The organism is Streptomyces sp. GESEQ-4 (genome assembly GCF_017948455.1).
Taxonomy (GTDB): domain Bacteria; phylum Actinomycetota; class Actinomycetes; order Streptomycetales; family Streptomycetaceae; genus Streptomyces.
On sequence record NZ_JAFFSU010000018.1, the window covers coordinates 91140 to 105935 of the forward strand.

14 protein-coding genes are annotated in these 14796 nt (G+C 71.5%); 5 read left to right on the forward strand and 9 right to left on the reverse strand.

Annotated elements, in window-relative coordinates:
- Window positions 1–25: 25 nt before the first annotated feature.
- The 5 genes from folK to KCH48_RS29635 form a co-directional block, all read right to left on the reverse strand.
- The gene (folK, locus tag KCH48_RS29615) at window positions 26–637 is read right to left on the reverse strand and encodes a 2-amino-4-hydroxy-6-hydroxymethyldihydropteridine diphosphokinase (RefSeq protein WP_210577964.1); all 612 of its coding nucleotides are present in this window, start codon (window positions 635–637) and stop codon (window positions 26–28) included.
- Window positions 634–993 (reverse strand): dihydroneopterin aldolase, encoded by a 360-nt coding sequence (folB, locus tag KCH48_RS29620; protein WP_210577965.1) that lies wholly within the window; start codon window positions 991–993, stop codon window positions 634–636. The genes folK and folB overlap by 4 nt, the downstream gene beginning before the upstream one ends.
- A 258-nt stretch (window positions 994–1251) precedes the next feature.
- Entirely contained in the window at window positions 1252–1755 is a 504-nt protein-coding gene (locus KCH48_RS29625; RefSeq protein WP_210577966.1) for a nuclear transport factor 2 family protein, read from the reverse strand.
- The gene (folP, locus tag KCH48_RS29630; RefSeq protein WP_210577967.1) at window positions 1752–2654 is read right to left on the reverse strand and encodes a dihydropteroate synthase; all 903 of its coding nucleotides are present in this window, start codon (window positions 2652–2654) and stop codon (window positions 1752–1754) included. Before folP ends, KCH48_RS29625 begins: the two co-directional genes overlap by 4 nt.
- 91 nt (window positions 2655–2745) lie before the next feature.
- Window positions 2746–4557: a phosphatidylglycerol lysyltransferase domain-containing protein gene (locus tag KCH48_RS29635; protein WP_210577968.1), complete on the reverse strand. Its 1812-nt coding sequence runs from the start codon at window positions 4555–4557 to the stop codon at window positions 2746–2748.
- A gap of 232 nt (window positions 4558–4789) precedes the next feature.
- Here KCH48_RS29635 and KCH48_RS29640 point away from each other — a divergent pair, with 232 nt between their 5' ends.
- Window positions 4790–5917, forward strand: coding sequence for an esterase family protein (locus tag KCH48_RS29640; protein ID WP_210577969.1), 1128 nt, complete (start codon window positions 4790–4792; stop codon window positions 5915–5917).
- A gap of 97 nt (window positions 5918–6014) precedes the next feature.
- On the forward strand, window positions 6015–7298 hold the full coding sequence (locus KCH48_RS29645; RefSeq protein ID WP_210577970.1) for a hypothetical protein: 1284 nt from the start codon (window positions 6015–6017) through the stop codon (window positions 7296–7298).
- 22 nt (window positions 7299–7320) lie between these two features.
- Here KCH48_RS29645 and KCH48_RS29650 read toward each other — a convergent pair whose 3' ends face one another.
- The gene (locus KCH48_RS29650) at window positions 7321–8649 is read right to left on the reverse strand and encodes a PH domain-containing protein (RefSeq protein ID WP_210577971.1); all 1329 of its coding nucleotides are present in this window, start codon (window positions 8647–8649) and stop codon (window positions 7321–7323) included.
- Entirely contained in the window at window positions 8646–9149 is a 504-nt protein-coding gene (locus KCH48_RS29655) for a PH domain-containing protein (protein ID WP_210577972.1), read from the reverse strand. The genes KCH48_RS29650 and KCH48_RS29655 overlap by 4 nt, the downstream gene beginning before the upstream one ends.
- Window positions 9150–9180: 31 nt before the next feature.
- Here KCH48_RS29655 and KCH48_RS29660 point away from each other — a divergent pair, with 31 nt between their 5' ends.
- Entirely contained in the window at window positions 9181–10332 is a 1152-nt protein-coding gene (locus tag KCH48_RS29660; protein WP_210577973.1) for an NADH-quinone oxidoreductase subunit D, read from the forward strand.
- 7 nt (window positions 10333–10339) lie between these two features.
- Here KCH48_RS29660 and KCH48_RS29665 read toward each other — a convergent pair whose 3' ends face one another.
- On the reverse strand, window positions 10340–11365 hold the full coding sequence (locus tag KCH48_RS29665; RefSeq protein ID WP_210577974.1) for an SAM-dependent methyltransferase: 1026 nt from the start codon (window positions 11363–11365) through the stop codon (window positions 10340–10342).
- 118 nt (window positions 11366–11483) lie between these two features.
- Here KCH48_RS29665 and KCH48_RS29670 point away from each other — a divergent pair, with 118 nt between their 5' ends.
- Both KCH48_RS29670 and KCH48_RS29675 read left to right on the forward strand, forming a co-directional pair.
- Window positions 11484–12698 carry a sensor histidine kinase gene (locus tag KCH48_RS29670; RefSeq protein WP_210577975.1) on the forward strand — a complete coding sequence of 405 codons (1215 nt, stop codon included), beginning with the start codon at window positions 11484–11486 and terminating at the stop codon, window positions 12696–12698.
- 131 nt (window positions 12699–12829) lie between these two features.
- Window positions 12830–13504, forward strand: a complete 675-nt coding sequence (locus tag KCH48_RS29675; protein ID WP_210577976.1) for a response regulator transcription factor — start codon at window positions 12830–12832, stop codon at window positions 13502–13504.
- Window positions 13505–13555: 51 nt separating this feature from the next.
- Here KCH48_RS29675 and KCH48_RS29680 read toward each other — a convergent pair whose 3' ends face one another.
- Window positions 13556–14656: a DUF5937 family protein gene (locus KCH48_RS29680; RefSeq protein ID WP_210577977.1), complete on the reverse strand. Its 1101-nt coding sequence runs from the start codon at window positions 14654–14656 to the stop codon at window positions 13556–13558.
- Window positions 14657–14796: the final 140 nt, after the last annotated feature.

Below are 14796 nucleotides of genomic sequence, written 5' to 3' on the forward strand. Positions count from 1 at the left end.
CCTGTGGTCGTGTCGACCTTAACGACTATTCAGGCAGATGGAGTTCCAGGTCCTTGCGGGCGGTGACGCCTTCTCGGGTGACGTGGTCGAGGAGGTCGGCGACCGCGCCGCGGCCGGGGAGCTGTGCGCCCGGCTCCAGGTCGTACCAGGGGGCCAGGACGAAGGCGCGTTCATGGGCGCGCGGGTGGGGGAGGGTGAGCTGGGGGTCGTCGGAGACGACTTCGGCGTACGCGACGATGTCGACGTCGAGGGTGCGTGCGCCCCAGTGCTCGTCCCGGACGCGGTGGAAGGCCTCCTCGACCGCGTGCGCCCGCTCCAGGAGGGAGGACGGGGGGAGGGTCGTCTTCAGGACCACGACCGCGTTGAAGTACGAGGGCTGGCTGCCGGGCTCCACGCCCCATGGCTCCGTCTCGTACACCGGCGAGACCGCCTTGATGCGGACGCCGGGGGTGTCCTCCAGGGCGTCGATGGCGCCCTGGAGGGTCTCCAGGCGGTTGCCGAGGTTGGCGCCGAGGGAGATCACGGCCTGTTTCGGATTCTGCAGGGTGGTGTCGGCGGCGTCGACCTTCTCGACGACGGAGGCGGGTACCGGCTGTACGGTCGGGTCGCTGTGACCCTCGGTGAACGATGCGGTCATACTCGGCTCCGGGTGATGGTGACGGTCACGTCGTCGAAGGGGACCGTGATCGGCGCGTCCGGTTTGTGGACGCAGACCTCGGCCTCCTGAACCCCTTCGTGCTTCAGACAGACCTGGGCGATGCGCTCGGCGAGCGTTTCGATGAGGTTGACGGGCTCGCCCTCGACGACGGCCACGACCTCCTCGGCCACGATGCCGTAGTGCACGGTCTTCGCCAGGTCGTCGTCGGCGGCGGCCGGTCGGGTGTTCAGGCCCAGGACGAGGTCCACGATGAACGTCTGGCCCTCTTCACGCTCCCTGGGGAACACACCGTGGTGCCCGCGGGCCTTGAGGCCGCGCAGCGCGACACGATCCACGCGAATCACTCCTGCAATCGTCGGTGACGGCCGATGTGCACCGGGTGCGGGCGGCGCACCGGCCTCGAACGAATCTACCTGCGGACACTGACAGGGCCGGGCCACGGGGGTCCGTGCCCGAGTCGGGCTCGCAGCTTTCATCGTGTGTTTCCCCGGGGGAACCCGGCGGCTCACGGGTTGGTAGCCGCCCATACCCGGGGCTCGGTGATTCCAACCACTTCTCGATTCCCCTTGGTCCCTCAAGGTGCGCCTACCCACTCAGGCGGGTGTGTCGTCGCCTTCCTCCTCGTCGGTTTCGGCCAGAACCGGGGAGGCGTGGTGCGACCAGAGCTTCCAGCCGACGGGCGTACGGCGGAACACGTTCGTGGCGACGACGAGCTGTCCGACCAGCGGGCCGAGTTCCTCGCTGCCCTCGGGGGCGGGGCCGCCGCTGAGGATGTTCTCGGTGCAGGTCACCAGGGCGGTGTCGCCGGTGACGGAGACATGCACATCGGTGAGGAAGAACTGGATGTAGTCGGTGTTCGCCATGATCAGCGCGTACGAGCGCAGGACCTCGCCGCGGCCGGTCAGTACCGGCCAGCCGGGGTGCACGCAGGAGATCACGCCGGAGTCCGCCGGGTCGTGGTAGGTCTCGTCGACGCCGAGGTCGGACGGGGTGAGCCAGAGCGAGGACAGCTCTTCGAAGTCGCCGCGTTCCATCGCTTCGTAGAAGGCGGTGTTGGCGAGCTCGACCTGCTCGACGTCGGTGTGGGGGGCGCTCACCGGGCTCCTTCGGCGCCGCGCGCTCCTTCTGCGCCGGGGGTGCGCGCTCCCTCCACGGCGCGCGCGACTCGTACGGCGTCCGCCGTAGCGCGCACCTCGTGCACGCGGACCGCCCATGCGCCGGCGTGCGCCGCGAGTGCGGAGACGGCTGCCGTGGCGGCGTCGCGCTCGCGTGCGGGCGGGGGTGCGCCCTCCGGTCCCGCCAGGACGCGGCCGAGGAAGCGCTTGCGGGAGGCGGCGACGAGCAGGGGATGGCCGAGGGAGTGCAGGCGGTCGAGGTGGGCGAGGAGGATCAGATCGTGTTCGGCGTCCTTGGAGAAGCCGAGGCCGGGGTCGACGACGATGCGGTCGGGGGCGATGCCGCCCGCCAGGACGGCGTCCACGCGCGCGTGGAGCTCGTCGAGGACTTCGCTGACGACATCGGCGTAGACGCCCTTGACGGTGCTGCCCTCCAGGAAGCCGCGCCAGTGCATGACGACGAAGGGGGCGTCCGCTTCCGCGACGACGGGGATCATCGCGGGGTCGGCGAGGCCGCCGCTGACGTCGTTGACGAGGGCGGCGCCGGCCGCGAGGGACTGCTGGGCGACACAGGCGCGCATGGTGTCCACGGAGACGGTGACGCCCTCGGAGGCGAGCTCGCGTACGACGGGGATGACACGCCTGAGTTCCTCCGCCTCGTCGACCCGGGTGGCGCCGGGGCGGGTGGACTCGCCGCCGACGTCGATGAGGTCCGCTCCCTCGGTGACCAGGGCGAGGCCGTGCTTCACGGCGGCCGTCGTGTCGAACCAGCGGCCGCCGTCGGAGAAGGAATCGGGAGTGACGTTCACGACTCCCATGACCGCGCAGCGGTCCCACTCGGGAAGACCGGCGACGTGCCCGCGTCCGCTCTGCTTGCTCATACGTTCAGCCTAGGCCCCTGGTCGGGCCGCCGAGCTCCGGCGGCCCGAGCACGAGCCCCGGGCTCGGCGGGCGGGGCCTCGCTCGGGCTGTCTAAGCCGCGCGGACGTCTCCCTCCCCGACCGCGTGGGCGCACGGGCGTGAGGTGGTCGTGCGGCGGCGCAGGAAGCGGGGGAGGGGGAGGGCCAGGTTGACGAAACCTTCCGCCTGCATGGCGGCGAAGCCGATGCGCGGGAGGTCGGCGGAGGCGCGGTAGACGACGAAGCGGGGCTCCCAGCGGGGCCGGAACTTCGCGTTGAACTTGTACAGGGACTCGATCTGGAACCAGCGGGAGAGAAAGACCAGCAGGCCCCGCCAGGCGCGCAGCACCGGTCCCGCGCCGATCTTCTCGCCGCGTGCCAGCGCCGAGCGGAACATGGCGAAGTTGAGCGACACGCGCGCGATGCCGAACTTCGGGGCCGCCTCGAGGGCCGCCACGATCAGCAGTTCGTTCATGCCGGGGTCGGCCGAGCGGTCGCGCCGCATCAGGTCCAGGGACACCCCGTCCGTGCCCCAGGGCACGAAGTGCAGGATCGCTTTCAGATCGCCGTACTCACCCGGCTCGTCGTCGGCCTTGTGGGCGGTGGCGATGAGGCAGTCGCCGTCGGACGCGTCGCCGATGCGGCCGAGGGCCATGGAGAAACCGCGTTCGGTGTCGGTGCCGCGCCAGTCGTCGGCGGCGCGGCGGATGCGGTCCAGCTCGGTCTCGCCGAGGTCACGCACGCGTCGTACCCGGGTCTCGTAACCGGCGCGCTCGATGCGCTTGACCATCTGACGCACATTGCGCATCGCACGGCCGGTGAGGGAGAAATCCGGGACGTCCACCACCGCCTCGTCGCCCAGTTCGAGGGCGTCGAGGCCGGTCTCACGGGTCCAGACCTCGCCGCCGGTCTCGGAGCAGCCCATGACGGCGGGCGTCCAGGAGTGCGCCTTGGCCTCGTCCATGAACCGTTCGATGGCGCCCGGCCAGGCCTCCACGTCACCGATCGGATCGCCGCTCGCCAGCATCACGCCGGACACGACGCGGTACGTCACCGCCGCCTTGCCGCTGGGGGAGAACACCACCGCCTTGTCGCGGCGCAGGGCGAAGTGGCCGAGGGAGTCGCGGCCGCCATGCTTGTCCAGGAGGGCGCGCAGCCGGGCCTCGTCCTCGTCGGTGAGGCGTGCGGCCGGGTGTTCGGGGCGGAAGGCGAGGTAGATGGTCGTGACGGCGGTAAGCAGGCCGAGGGCGCCCAGGCACATGGCGACCGTCCACGACGTGGTGCCCCGGTAGTCGACCGGGCCCTCGAAGCCGAACAGGCCGTACAGGACGTGCGTGAGGCGGTCGGCGAGGCTCGGGTCGCCGACCAGGGTCTTGGGATGGGCGCTGACGACGAGCAGCCCGAGGAGGAGCGAACCGGCGCCCATGAGGACGAAGTTGGCGAGCGCACGCCATCGGCTGCGCGGGTCGGGCAGGGCCCTGAACTGGTCGCGGTGGCGCACCAGCGGCGCCAGCAGCGCCAGCGAGATCACCACGCCGACCACGGAGTGGCGGTACGTGAACTGCGCTAGCGCGCCGAACGGCAGCAGGACGACGGCGGCCCGCCAGGCCCGGCGCTTGCAGCGCCTCAGGCCGTGCGCGAGCAGCAGCAACAGCACGCCCGCGCTGAGCGAGAGTGCCGCCGCGAACGGGCCGAACGAGCCGGGCAGCACCTCGGCGAGCGTGTGCATACGGCTGTGCCTGAACCGTGGGAAGACGCCCGCGGCGATGTCCAGCAGGCCCACGAGGGCACACGCTCTGGCGACGAGGACGGGAACGGCTTCGGGGCGCGGGCCGCGCAGCACGTGCCGTACCCGGCGTGTTCGCTGCGGAACCCCACCCGACATTTCCACATCTGTCCTGACAGACATCGCATCCCGTAGTTCTGCGAGAGAGCTTGGATCCGGTACCGATTCGGGCATCCGGCGACATTGCGCCCTCTAGGACGGTGTCTCGGAGGGAGAGGTTCACTCGTCTTCTCAAAGCTGTTGAAAAGGCCGGGGAAAGCCCCGGACAAGCCCCTGCGAAGACGTGCGGGGGCGAGCGGGAGAGCGCAGGCAGGGAACGGGGAACGGGTTCATGGGTCTCACGAGCGACACGGTGCTGGCGCTGGCGCTCTGCACCGCCGTCCTGCTGTTCGCCGGCACGGTGTGGCTGTGGCCGCGGCTGGCCCGGCGGACCTGGCGTGCCGTCAGCGGCCGCGTCGCCCTGCTCCTCGCCGTCCAGCTGACGCTCTTCGCCTCGGCCGGCCTCGCCGCCAACCAGGCCTTCGGGTTCTACGCCAGCTGGGCGGACCTGCTGGGACAGGAGACCGACGAGGGCGTGGTCGTCGACCACACGCCCGGCGGCCTCGAGGGCGACCCGCTGCGCGTCGTCGACACGGAGAGCGTTCCGGGGGCGGGCAGCCCTGATGCGCGCGCCGGGGGCCGGATCCATGAGGTCGAGATCCTCGGTCGTACGACACGCATCGCCACGCGCGCGTACGTGTACTTGCCGCCGGAGTACTTCCAGGCGCGATACCGCACGCGCACATTCCCCGCGGCCGTCGTCCTCACCGGCTATCCGGGCACCGCCAAGGCGCTCGTGGACAAGCTCGACTATCCGCACACCGCCCGTGGGCTCGCCAGGGAAGGCCGTATGCGGCCGATGATCCTGGTGATGATGCGGCCTACCGTCGCACCGCCACGGGACACCGAGTGCGTGGACATCCCCGGCGGGCCGCAGACGGAGTCGTTTTTCGCCAAAGATCTGCCGGAAGCCGTGGGCGGGCACTACAGGGTGGGCGGAAAACCGGGGAGTTGGGGCATCATCGGCGACTCGACGGGCGGCTACTGCGCACTCAAGCTCGCCATGCACCACCCCCGGGTCTATGCCGCCGGGGCGGGCCTGTCCGCGTACTACAGGGCGCCGATCGACCCCACCACGGGCGACCTCTTCCACGGCGACAAGACGCTGCGGAACCGCGCCGACCTGTTCTGGTACCTCAAGAACATGCCCGCGCCCGACACTTCACTGCTCGTCAGCAGCAGCAAGATCGGTGAATCCAACTACAAGGACACGCTGAAGTTCATAGCGGGCGCCAAGGCGACGAACCGGACGCGGATCTCGTCGATCATCCTGGAAAGCGGCGGGCACAACTTCAACACCTGGCGGCGGGAGATTCCGGCGACACTGGAGTGGATCAGCGGGCGATTGGGCGACCGGTGAACCCGAAACCCCCTTGAGCCGTATGAATGACACGGGATGGCTGTGTTTTTATGGGGCGGGCCACCAAGATTCGCCTACGCGCGGTAAGTTTCTGGCCATGCCACGTGGACGTCACCGCCATTCCCCGCCTCTGCACAGGGTCCTGCCTCCGTCGGCGATCGCAGGAGTCTCGGCCGTCTGCGCGCTCGGCCCCTGGGTGTTCTCGGAAACCACGGTGCTTCGCGGTCTTGCCGCGGCCGCCGCGGCGACGGCGGTCATCGGCGCGGTCGTGCTGCGCCGTTGGGACATCCAGGCGGGCAAGCAGGTCGCCGACCTCACGCGCGCGCGTGCGAGCGACGAGTGGCGGCACGAGGAGCGCGTCGCCGAACTCGAGACGGACCTTGAGGAGTCCCGCGAACTGCGCGTCAAGCTGGAGCAGCGGCTGCGCGCGAAGCGTGCGGAGCTCGCCGGACTGCGCAACGAGCACGCGGCGTTGCTGCGCCGGTACGCCACCGCGGAGACCGAGCGTGCGACCGCCCTGGAGGGCCGCCGCCTGCTGGAGATAGAGGCCGCGCCGGCCCGTGCGCTGCCGCCCGTGCCGTCGCAGGCGTCCGCTCCCGAGGAGGAGACCGACGCGGTGGCTGCCTCGGACGAATCCGCTGAATCCGCCGTGCCGGTGGAGGCCGCCGAGGACGAACAGACGGGACAGGCGGAGCAGGCGGAGCAGGTCGAGGCTGCGGCTCCCGCGGTCTTCTCTCCGGAGGGGTCGAAGCTCTTCCTGCGCGCCAAGGTGGCGTTGGCGAAGCTCGACACGGACTTCGACACGGACAGTGCGCCCAAGGGGGACGCCGACGCCGTGTCCAAGGGTGATGCCGACGGCGACGACGACGCTCCCAAGGGTTCCCCCGACGATGACGGTTCGCCCAAGGGCGGCGCTCCGGGCGGGCAGGAGCCGGTGAAGGCCGGTGCCGGGGAGGCCGCGCAGGAGGACGAAGCGCAGGGGAAGCCCGAGGCGGTCGACGGGCACGAGCGCGCGGCCGCCACCTCGATGGGCAAGTCGACTCCGTCCGGGCAGCAGCCCTCCGGGCACTTCACGGTGCCGACCGCGGTGGCCGTCGTACCGGCGTCGCCCGTGCGGCGTCCGGCGGTCGAGGGCGGTTTCGACTTCTTCGGTACGAAGACGGAGTCGGAGTCGGAGGCCGCCGCGCTGGAAGCCGTGCAGAACGAGGACCTCGCCGATGTCGTCGGCCAGGAGGCGCTCGCGCTCCACAAGGCGGAGACCGAGGCGGAGTTCAAGCCGGCCGGCGCGGAGTCGCGCGGTGTCGGGCAGGTCATCGACCTGACGGCGCACGACGAGACGGAGCAGATCGACGTGCAGGGGCTGCGCAGCGCGGTTTCCTGAAGTCGCCCACCGGCCGGGCGGCTCAGGTCATCCACCGGTCCGGCAGCGCGTCCCTGCGTCCCGTCCGTGACCGCTCCGCCTGCCCGCGCAGCAGCTCCGCCGCCTCCTCAGCGTCCCGCAGCCGCGCTGTGACGGTCTTGTTGGCCCCCGTGTCCACATGCACGTCCGCAAGCCGCCAGACGCGCTTCCAGGGCCCCTGAGACAGCCGTACGCTCTGCACCTTCGCGTGCGGTACGAGCGCCAGGCTCCGGCGCAGGAGCCCGTGCCGGGAGGCGAAGACCGTGTCGGTGACCGCGATGCCGTAGCCGCGCCACCACAGCGGCAGGCACCGGCCGGCGCGGCGCGGCGGCCGGGACAGGGACGGCGGCACCGTCACCCCGGGCAGCACGCGCGCGATGACGGCCTCGGCGATCTCACGCGGGGCGACCGGCAGCAGCAGGGAGTTCGAGGACCCGGCGACATCCAGCTCGACCCGCACCCAGCCCCGCCTCCGCCACAGCAGCGGCTCCACGATCCGTACGGTCTGCACCCGCCCCGGCGGCACCGTCTCGTGGACGCGGTCCAGCAGGCCGCGGTCGATACGCAGCCCGTCCGGGGACTCGGCGACCGTCCAGTCGTACTCCGCGACGAACCGTCCCACGCTGCTCGCGCCCGCCCCGCCCAGCAGCGGCAGGGCGACTGCGAGGACCGTCCACACGCTGTGGGTGGCGAGCCATATCAGCGGCGGTACGACGAGCGCGGCGGCGAGGGTGCCCCAGGTCGCGCCGGTCAGGACGAGGGAGACGGCGAGTACTCCCGGGGGCGTGCGCAGCAGCTCCTGCGCCGGTGCTTCCCCGACTTCGTGCGCCGTCTCGGGCGCGAAACCCGCCGCGCGCGCGAGCAGTTCGGCACGCAGCGTGCGCGCCTCGTCCGCGCCCAGGAAGGCCAGCTCGTCCTTCTTGTCCGTGCCGACGACGTCGAGTTTGAGCTTGGCGACGCCCGCGACCCGCGCGAGCAGCGGCTGGGTGACGTCGACGGCCTGGATGCGTTCGAGCCGGATGTGCGCGGCGCGCCGGAACAACAGGCCGGTACGGATGCGCAGTTCGGTGTCGGTCACCGCGAAGTGCGTGAACCACCAAGTGAGGAAGCCGTACAGGGCGGCGGCCGGGACGATCACGGCGAGCGCGATCAGCAGTGTGGTCGTGGTCAGCCTGGTCAGCTGGCGCTGCGTCTGGTCGGGGTCGTGCAACGCCCACCCGATGATCACGGCGACCGGCGCCCACGCCCGCCGCAGCGGTGTCACGGGATGCAGCCGCCGCTCGGTGACGGGTTGCTTCTCCCGTACGGCGCCGTCGACGCCCGGCGCCGTCACAGCCCCGCCGATCGTGCCTCGCCCAGCTCGGTGAGCCGGTCGCGCAGCCGTTCCGCCTCGACCGGATCGAGCCCCGGAATCGTCGCGTCGGTCGCGGCGGCCGCGGTGTGCAGTTGCACGCTGGCCAGCCCGAAGTGCCGTTCGACGGGCCCGGAGGTGACCTCGACCAGCTGCATCCGCCCGTACGGGACGACGGTCAGTTCACGCCACAGCACGCCCCTGCTGATCAGCAGGTCGTCGGCGCGCTCGGCGTACCGCCAGGAGCGCCAGTTGCGCTCGACCATCACCCAGCCCCACAGCAGCAGGGCCAGCGGCAGCAGCGCGAACGCGGCCCACGCGGGACCCGCGAACAGCCCGGGCAGCACACCGGTGGCCGCCGTCAGCAGCCCCATCCACACCACCAGCAACAGCCTGCGCATCCGCAGCAGCCCGGGCGGCAGCCCGATCCACGTCGGCTCGACCCCCGCCGCCTCCGGGTTCTCCCGGCTCCCCGTCTCCATACGGCAAGCGTACGTAGGGGAGACTGGGGCCATGACTCCTACGACGGAGACCACGGTCGGTATCGGCGGTGCCGCGGAGAGCACCGACATGGTGCTCAACATCGGGCCCCAGCACCCGTCCACGCACGGCGTGCTGCGGCTGCGGCTCACCCTCGACGGCGAGCGCATCACAAGCGCGGAGCCCGTGATCGGCTATATGCACCGCGGCGCGGAGAAGCTCTTCGAGGCGCGCGACTACCGCCAGATCATCATGCTCGCCAACCGCCACGACTGGCTGTCGGCCTTCTCGAACGAGCTGGGCGTGGTCCTCGCCGTGGAGCGCATGCTCGGCATGGAGGTGCCCCCGCGCGCGGTGTGGACGCGCACGCTGCTCGCGGAGCTGAACCGGGTGCTCAACCACCTGATGTTCCTGGGCTCGTATCCGCTGGAGCTGGGCGGGATCACTCCGATCTTCTACGCCTTCACCGAGCGCGAGGAACTCCAGCACGTCATGGAGGAGGTCTCCGGCGGGCGGATGCACTACATGTTCAACCGGGTCGGCGGCCTCAAGGAGGACCTGCCCGCGGGATGGACCACGCGCGCGCGTGCCTCCGTCGCGGCCCTGCGCTCCCGTATGGACCGCTTCGACGACCTGGTCCTCGGCAACGAGATCTTCCGCGGGCGCACCCGCGGGGTGGGCGTCCTCGCGCCGGAGACCGTCCACGCGTACGGCGTGAGCGGGCCGATCGCGCGCGGCTCCGGCGTCGACTTCGATCTGCGGCGCGACGAGCCGTACCTCGCGTACGGCGAACTCGAGGAAACCCTCCAGGTCGTCACCCGGAAGGAAGGCGACTGCCTCGCCCGCTTCGAGTGCCTCCTGGCGCAGACCCACAACTCCCTGGACCTCGCCGACGCCTGCCTGGACCGGCTTGCCGAGCTGCCGCCCGGCCCGATCAACCAGCGGCTCCCCAAGGTCCTCAAGGCGCCCGAGGGCCACACGTACGCCTGGACCGAGAACCCGCTCGGCATCAACGGCTACTACCTCGTCAGCAAGGGCGAGAAGACGCCGTACCGGATGAAGCTGCGGTCGGCGTCGTTCAACAACATCCAGGCGCTGGTGGAGCTGCTGCCGGGGACGCTGGTGGCGGACATGGTGGCGATCCTGGGGTCGCTGTTCTTCGTGGTCGGGGACATCGACAAGTAGGTGCCCTCTAGGTGAGCGGGTTGGGAATTCCAACCGGCTGCACCAGCCATCCGAAGTCGCCGAGGCCGCCGACCGCTGTGAGTTCGGCGCCCTCTCCCGCGTTCGCGAGGGCGCGCACATAGGCCGCGGGGTGTGTGGTCGCCAGCGCGAGCGGGGGCCGGGCGCCTGCGATGCCCAAGGCGCGCAGGGCTTCGCGCTGGCGCACGAGGAGTGCGCGGGGAAGTGTGTCGAGGGGCGCGCCGGGGAGTGCGTCGAGCGGCGCGCACGCGTCCAGCGCCACGTGTGCCGTTATGTCGCAGGACCCGTCCGGCACAGGCCGTGTCTCGTGCCCTTCGCGGAAGCCGGTGAGCGTGCCGAACGGCGGGCGGGCGTCCGCCGTGTGCATGTAGTCCACGGCGACCGCGAGCCCCCGGTCGAGCGTCGCGACCGCCGCAGCCCAGGCCTCGTCGCGGGGCAGCCCGATCTCGGCGCGCAGCCCCTCCTCGGCCGGCAGCGGCCACCACCGGCTGAGCCACTCCGCCTCCGCGCCGAAGACGCGCTCACCGAGCAGCTCGGCCCCGTCCTCCCGGACGAGCACCAGCCGCGGTACGCCCGCGGAGTCGACCTGGGCCACCTCAACGGGCACGTTGTCCAGCCACTCGTTGGCGAACAGCAGCCCGGTCGCGCCCTGCGGGGGCGCGCTGAGCCACTCGACGCGGTGGTCGAGGCCCGCGGGGCGGTCGGCGACCTCGACGGCGTACGCGCGCGTGCGGGCGGCCACGCCGGCGGGCAGCGCGGCCAGCACGCCGGTGACCAGCTCCCCGCGCCCCGCCCCCATGTCGACGAAGTCGAGCGTCTCGGGCCCGCCCAGCGCCTCGTCGACCAGGCAGAGCAGCCGGGCCACGGCCCCGGCGAAGAGCGGCGACGCGTGCACGGACGTACGGAAGTGGCCGGCCGGGCCCTCGGGCCTGCGGTAGAAGCCGTCCGGCCCGTACAGGGCGGCCTCGGCCGCCGCCCGCCAACCGCGCCAGTGCCCCGCTGTCTCGTCCGTCACGCCGTCAGGTTAAGCGCACAGGGGAACGGAGCCTCCACCTTGCGGAGTACGCGGGCCCGATGCGGATCGGCCCTCCGGTTGACCCCTGCACGCATCTTGCTTCCCTACGCTGGGTTACGTGCAGCTCCTCTACGACTTCCTCCGCAGGCACCCGACATGGGTGGACGCCTTCTGGGCCGTCCTCCTCTTCGGGATCTCCGTGGTGAGCGAAGCCGTCCGGCAGGAGGGCGGGCAGTCGGCTCCGGGCACCGACTCCGAGGCGGTCATCGTCCCGGTCCTCCTCCTGTTGTGCCTGGTCGTCGCGTTGCGCAGGCGTATGCCGGAGAAGATGCTGCTGCTCGCCATCGGCGTGGGAGTGGCGCAGCTGGCGCTGAACGTGGCGACGACACCCGCCAACTTCGCCTTCCTGGTGATCACCTACACCGTGGCCGCGACCGGCGCCCGCTGGGCCTCCCGGCTCGCGCTGGCCGTGGGTCTGACCGCGGCGCCGCTGGCGCAGGTGCGCTGGCCGGAGAGGGATTCGAGCGTCCTGGGCAGCATCGCCCTGATGATCTTCATGACGGTGCCCTTCGCTCTCGCCTGGGTGCTCGGCGACTCGATCCGCACCCGCCGCGCCTACTACGAGCAGCTCGAGGAGCGGGCCACCCGGCTCGAGAAGGAGCGCGAGGCGCAGGCCAAGGTCGCGGTCGCCGCCGAGCGCGCCCGGATCGCACGCGAGCTGCACGACGTCGTCGCGCACAACGTGTCGGTGATGGTGGTCCAGGCCGACGGCGCGGCCTACGTCCTCGACTCCGCGCCCGACCAGGCCAAGAAGGCCCTGGAGACGATCTCCTCCACCGGCCGCCAGGCCCTCGCCGAGATGCGCCGCCTGCTGGGCGTGCTGCGCACCGGCGAGCACCAGGAGAGCGGCGAGTACGTCCCGCAGCCCGACGTCGAGCAGATCGACGAGCTGATCGAGCAGTGCCGCACCTCCGGCCTGCCCGTCGACTTCAAGGTCGAGGGCACCCCACGGCCGCTGCCCAGCGGCGTCGAGCTCACCGCGTACCGCATCGTGCAGGAGGCGCTCACCAACACCCGCAAGCACGGCGGGCCCAACGCGGGCGCCAGCGTGCGCCTGGTCTACTTCGACGACGGCCTCGGTCTGCTGGTCGAGGACGACGGCAAGGGGGCCCCGCACGAGCTGTACGAAGAGGGCGGCACCGACGGCCAGGGGCACGGGCTGATCGGGATGCGCGAGCGGGTGGGTATGGTCGGCGGCACCCTGGACGCGGGCCCGCGCCCGGGCGGCGGCTTCCGCATCAGTGTGCTGCTCCCGCTCAAGCCAGCGCACTGACGTCGACGCACGCCCCCTGCTGACACCTGTCACGCCCCCGCGAGGCAGATGCAGACGCAGGCGCAGACCCGACGAGACTTCAGACGAGACAGACGCGACAGACGAGACCGACGAGAACGGAAGAGGCCCCGATGACGACGATCCGCGTGATGCTCGTCGACGACCAGGTGCTGCTGCGCACCGGGTTCCGGATGGTGCTGGCCGCCCAGCCGGACATGGAGGTCGTCGCGGAGGCGGGCGACGGTGTCGAGGCGCTTCAGGTGGTGCGCTCCACCCCCGTCGACGTGGTGCTGATGGACGTACGCATGCCGAAGCTCGACGGCGTCGAGGCCACGCGCCGTATCTGCGCCGAGCCCGATCCGCCGAAGGTGCTGATCCTGACCACCTTCGACCTCGACGAGTACGCCTTCTCGGGGCTGAAGGCGGGCGCGTCCGGCTTCATGCTCAAGGACGTGCCGCCCGGGGAGCTGCTGACCGCCATCCGGTCCGTGCACAGCGGCGACGCCGTCGTGGCCCCCTCGACGACCCGGCGCCTGCTCGACCGGTTCGCGCCGATGCTGCCCAGCGTCGGCAAGGAGCCGCAGCACAAGGCACTGGAGCGGCTCACCGACCGCGAGCGCGAGGTCATGGTGCTGGTCGCTCAAGGGCTCTCCAACGGCGAGATCGCTGCCCGGCTGGTGCTGTCCGAGGCGACCGTCAAGACGCACGTGGGCCGCATCCTGACCAAGCTGGGTCTGCGGGACCGGGTCCAGGTGGTGGTCCTGGCGTACGAGACGGGGCTGGTGCGAGCCGGCGGACACGGCTGACCGGGCGTGCGCGGGCGTCGGTAGGGTCGCCCCGACTGATGCGTCCGGCGGTTACCTGAGCAGGGCCTCCAGGAAGTCGCTGCCGAGCCGGGCCATCGCCGTGACGTCGAGCTGGTACAGGACGTACCGCCCGCGCCGTCGGGTGGTGATCAGGCCCGCCTTCTTCAGCACGCTGAGGTGCCGGGATATCTCGGGGGCCGTCATGCCGTGGATCTGCGCGAGTTCGCTCGTGGTGTACGTGGTGCGGGCCAGGTTCCGGCACAGCTGTATGCGGACCGGGTGGGACAGTGCGGTCATCCGCAGGGTCAGCTGCTCGACCGAGGGTGGCGCGGTGAGCTCCGGGGAGCCGACCGGGTAGTGCAGGACCGGCTGCCAGCCGTGCCGGTGCAGTACCTGGAGATGCGGCCAGCCCAGGCTCGTCGGCACGAGCAGCAGGCTCCGGTCGCAGATGTGGCTGTGGCGGAGCTTGTCGATGGTGATGCGTCCGGCGGCCTCGTCGAGCACCACCGCCGGGGAGACCGCGGCCAGCGCCTGGCCCAGCCCTTTGTGCCGCAGCAGATCGGTCTTGTGGCGGGCGTCGGCCGTGAGCTGATGGCGCAGCCGGGACCAGGTGTCCGCGAAGAACGCCTCGTCGCAGTCCTGAAGGAACTGCCGCAGCCAGGCCCGGATCCGCGGCGGATCGTCCAACAGCCGTCGGCTGAACCGCAACTGCTGCGGCCCGCGCGCGGCGGCCAGCTCCAGGGCCCGGCGGCGCAACTCCGGGTCGGCGAGCACGGGCGGGCCCTGAACCTCGTACGGCAGGGCACAGGTGAACTCCAGCGCCGCGTCCACGAACTGCTCGTCCGTCAGTTTGTCCAGCAGGTCCAGTTCCTCGGCGATCGTCGCGCCGGGCAGCGTGGCCCCGCCCGGGACACCCGCATACGGCAGGAACAGGTCGGCGAACGTCGTCCGCCACAGGAAGTCGGCCTCGCACATCCGGTCCGCCAGATGCGAGTCGAGCCGGGCGGTCACGCTCGTCACCCAGCCCTGCAGGCCCGGATGGTGCCCCGGCTCGGACAGCGCGTGCAGCGCCATGCCGAGCTCGGCCAGGGGCGAGGGGACGACGGCGACCCTCTCCGGCCGCAGCCCCGCGATGTCGATGCTCACGCTCATGCCCTCATGGTGCACCCCGCCACTGACAACGCGGTCTCCGATTGACGGCGGCCGTCAATCGACGCGACGTCACAGCGGCGGCGACGCAACCTGGGACATCCGGGGCAGCCGCGGAGCCCGATTCCCACGTCCCGAGAACC

Bases quoted from the DNA above. Each gene is read 5' to 3' on its own strand.
- KCH48_RS29655 (WP_210577972.1), bottom strand. From the start codon at position 9,149: ATGGAGACGGGGAGCCGGGAGAACCCGGAGGCGGCGGGGGTCGAGCCG.
- KCH48_RS29640 (WP_210577969.1), top strand. From the start codon at position 4,790: ATGGGTCTCACGAGCGACACGGTGCTGGCGCTGGCGCTCTGCACCGCC.
- KCH48_RS29675 (WP_210577976.1), top strand. From the start codon at position 12,830: ATGACGACGATCCGCGTGATGCTCGTCGACGACCAGGTGCTGCTGCGC.
- KCH48_RS29645 (WP_210577970.1), top strand. From the start codon at position 6,015: ATGCCACGTGGACGTCACCGCCATTCCCCGCCTCTGCACAGGGTCCTG.
- KCH48_RS29680 (WP_210577977.1), bottom strand. From the start codon at position 14,656: ATGAGCGTGAGCATCGACATCGCGGGGCTGCGGCCGGAGAGGGTCGCC.
- folK (WP_210577964.1), bottom strand. From the start codon at position 637: ATGACCGCATCGTTCACCGAGGGTCACAGCGACCCGACCGTACAGCCG.
- folP (WP_210577967.1), bottom strand. From the start codon at position 2,654: ATGAGCAAGCAGAGCGGACGCGGGCACGTCGCCGGTCTTCCCGAGTGG.
- KCH48_RS29660 (WP_210577973.1), top strand. From the start codon at position 9,181: ATGACTCCTACGACGGAGACCACGGTCGGTATCGGCGGTGCCGCGGAG.
- KCH48_RS29635 (WP_210577968.1), bottom strand. From the start codon at position 4,557: ATGTCGGGTGGGGTTCCGCAGCGAACACGCCGGGTACGGCACGTGCTG.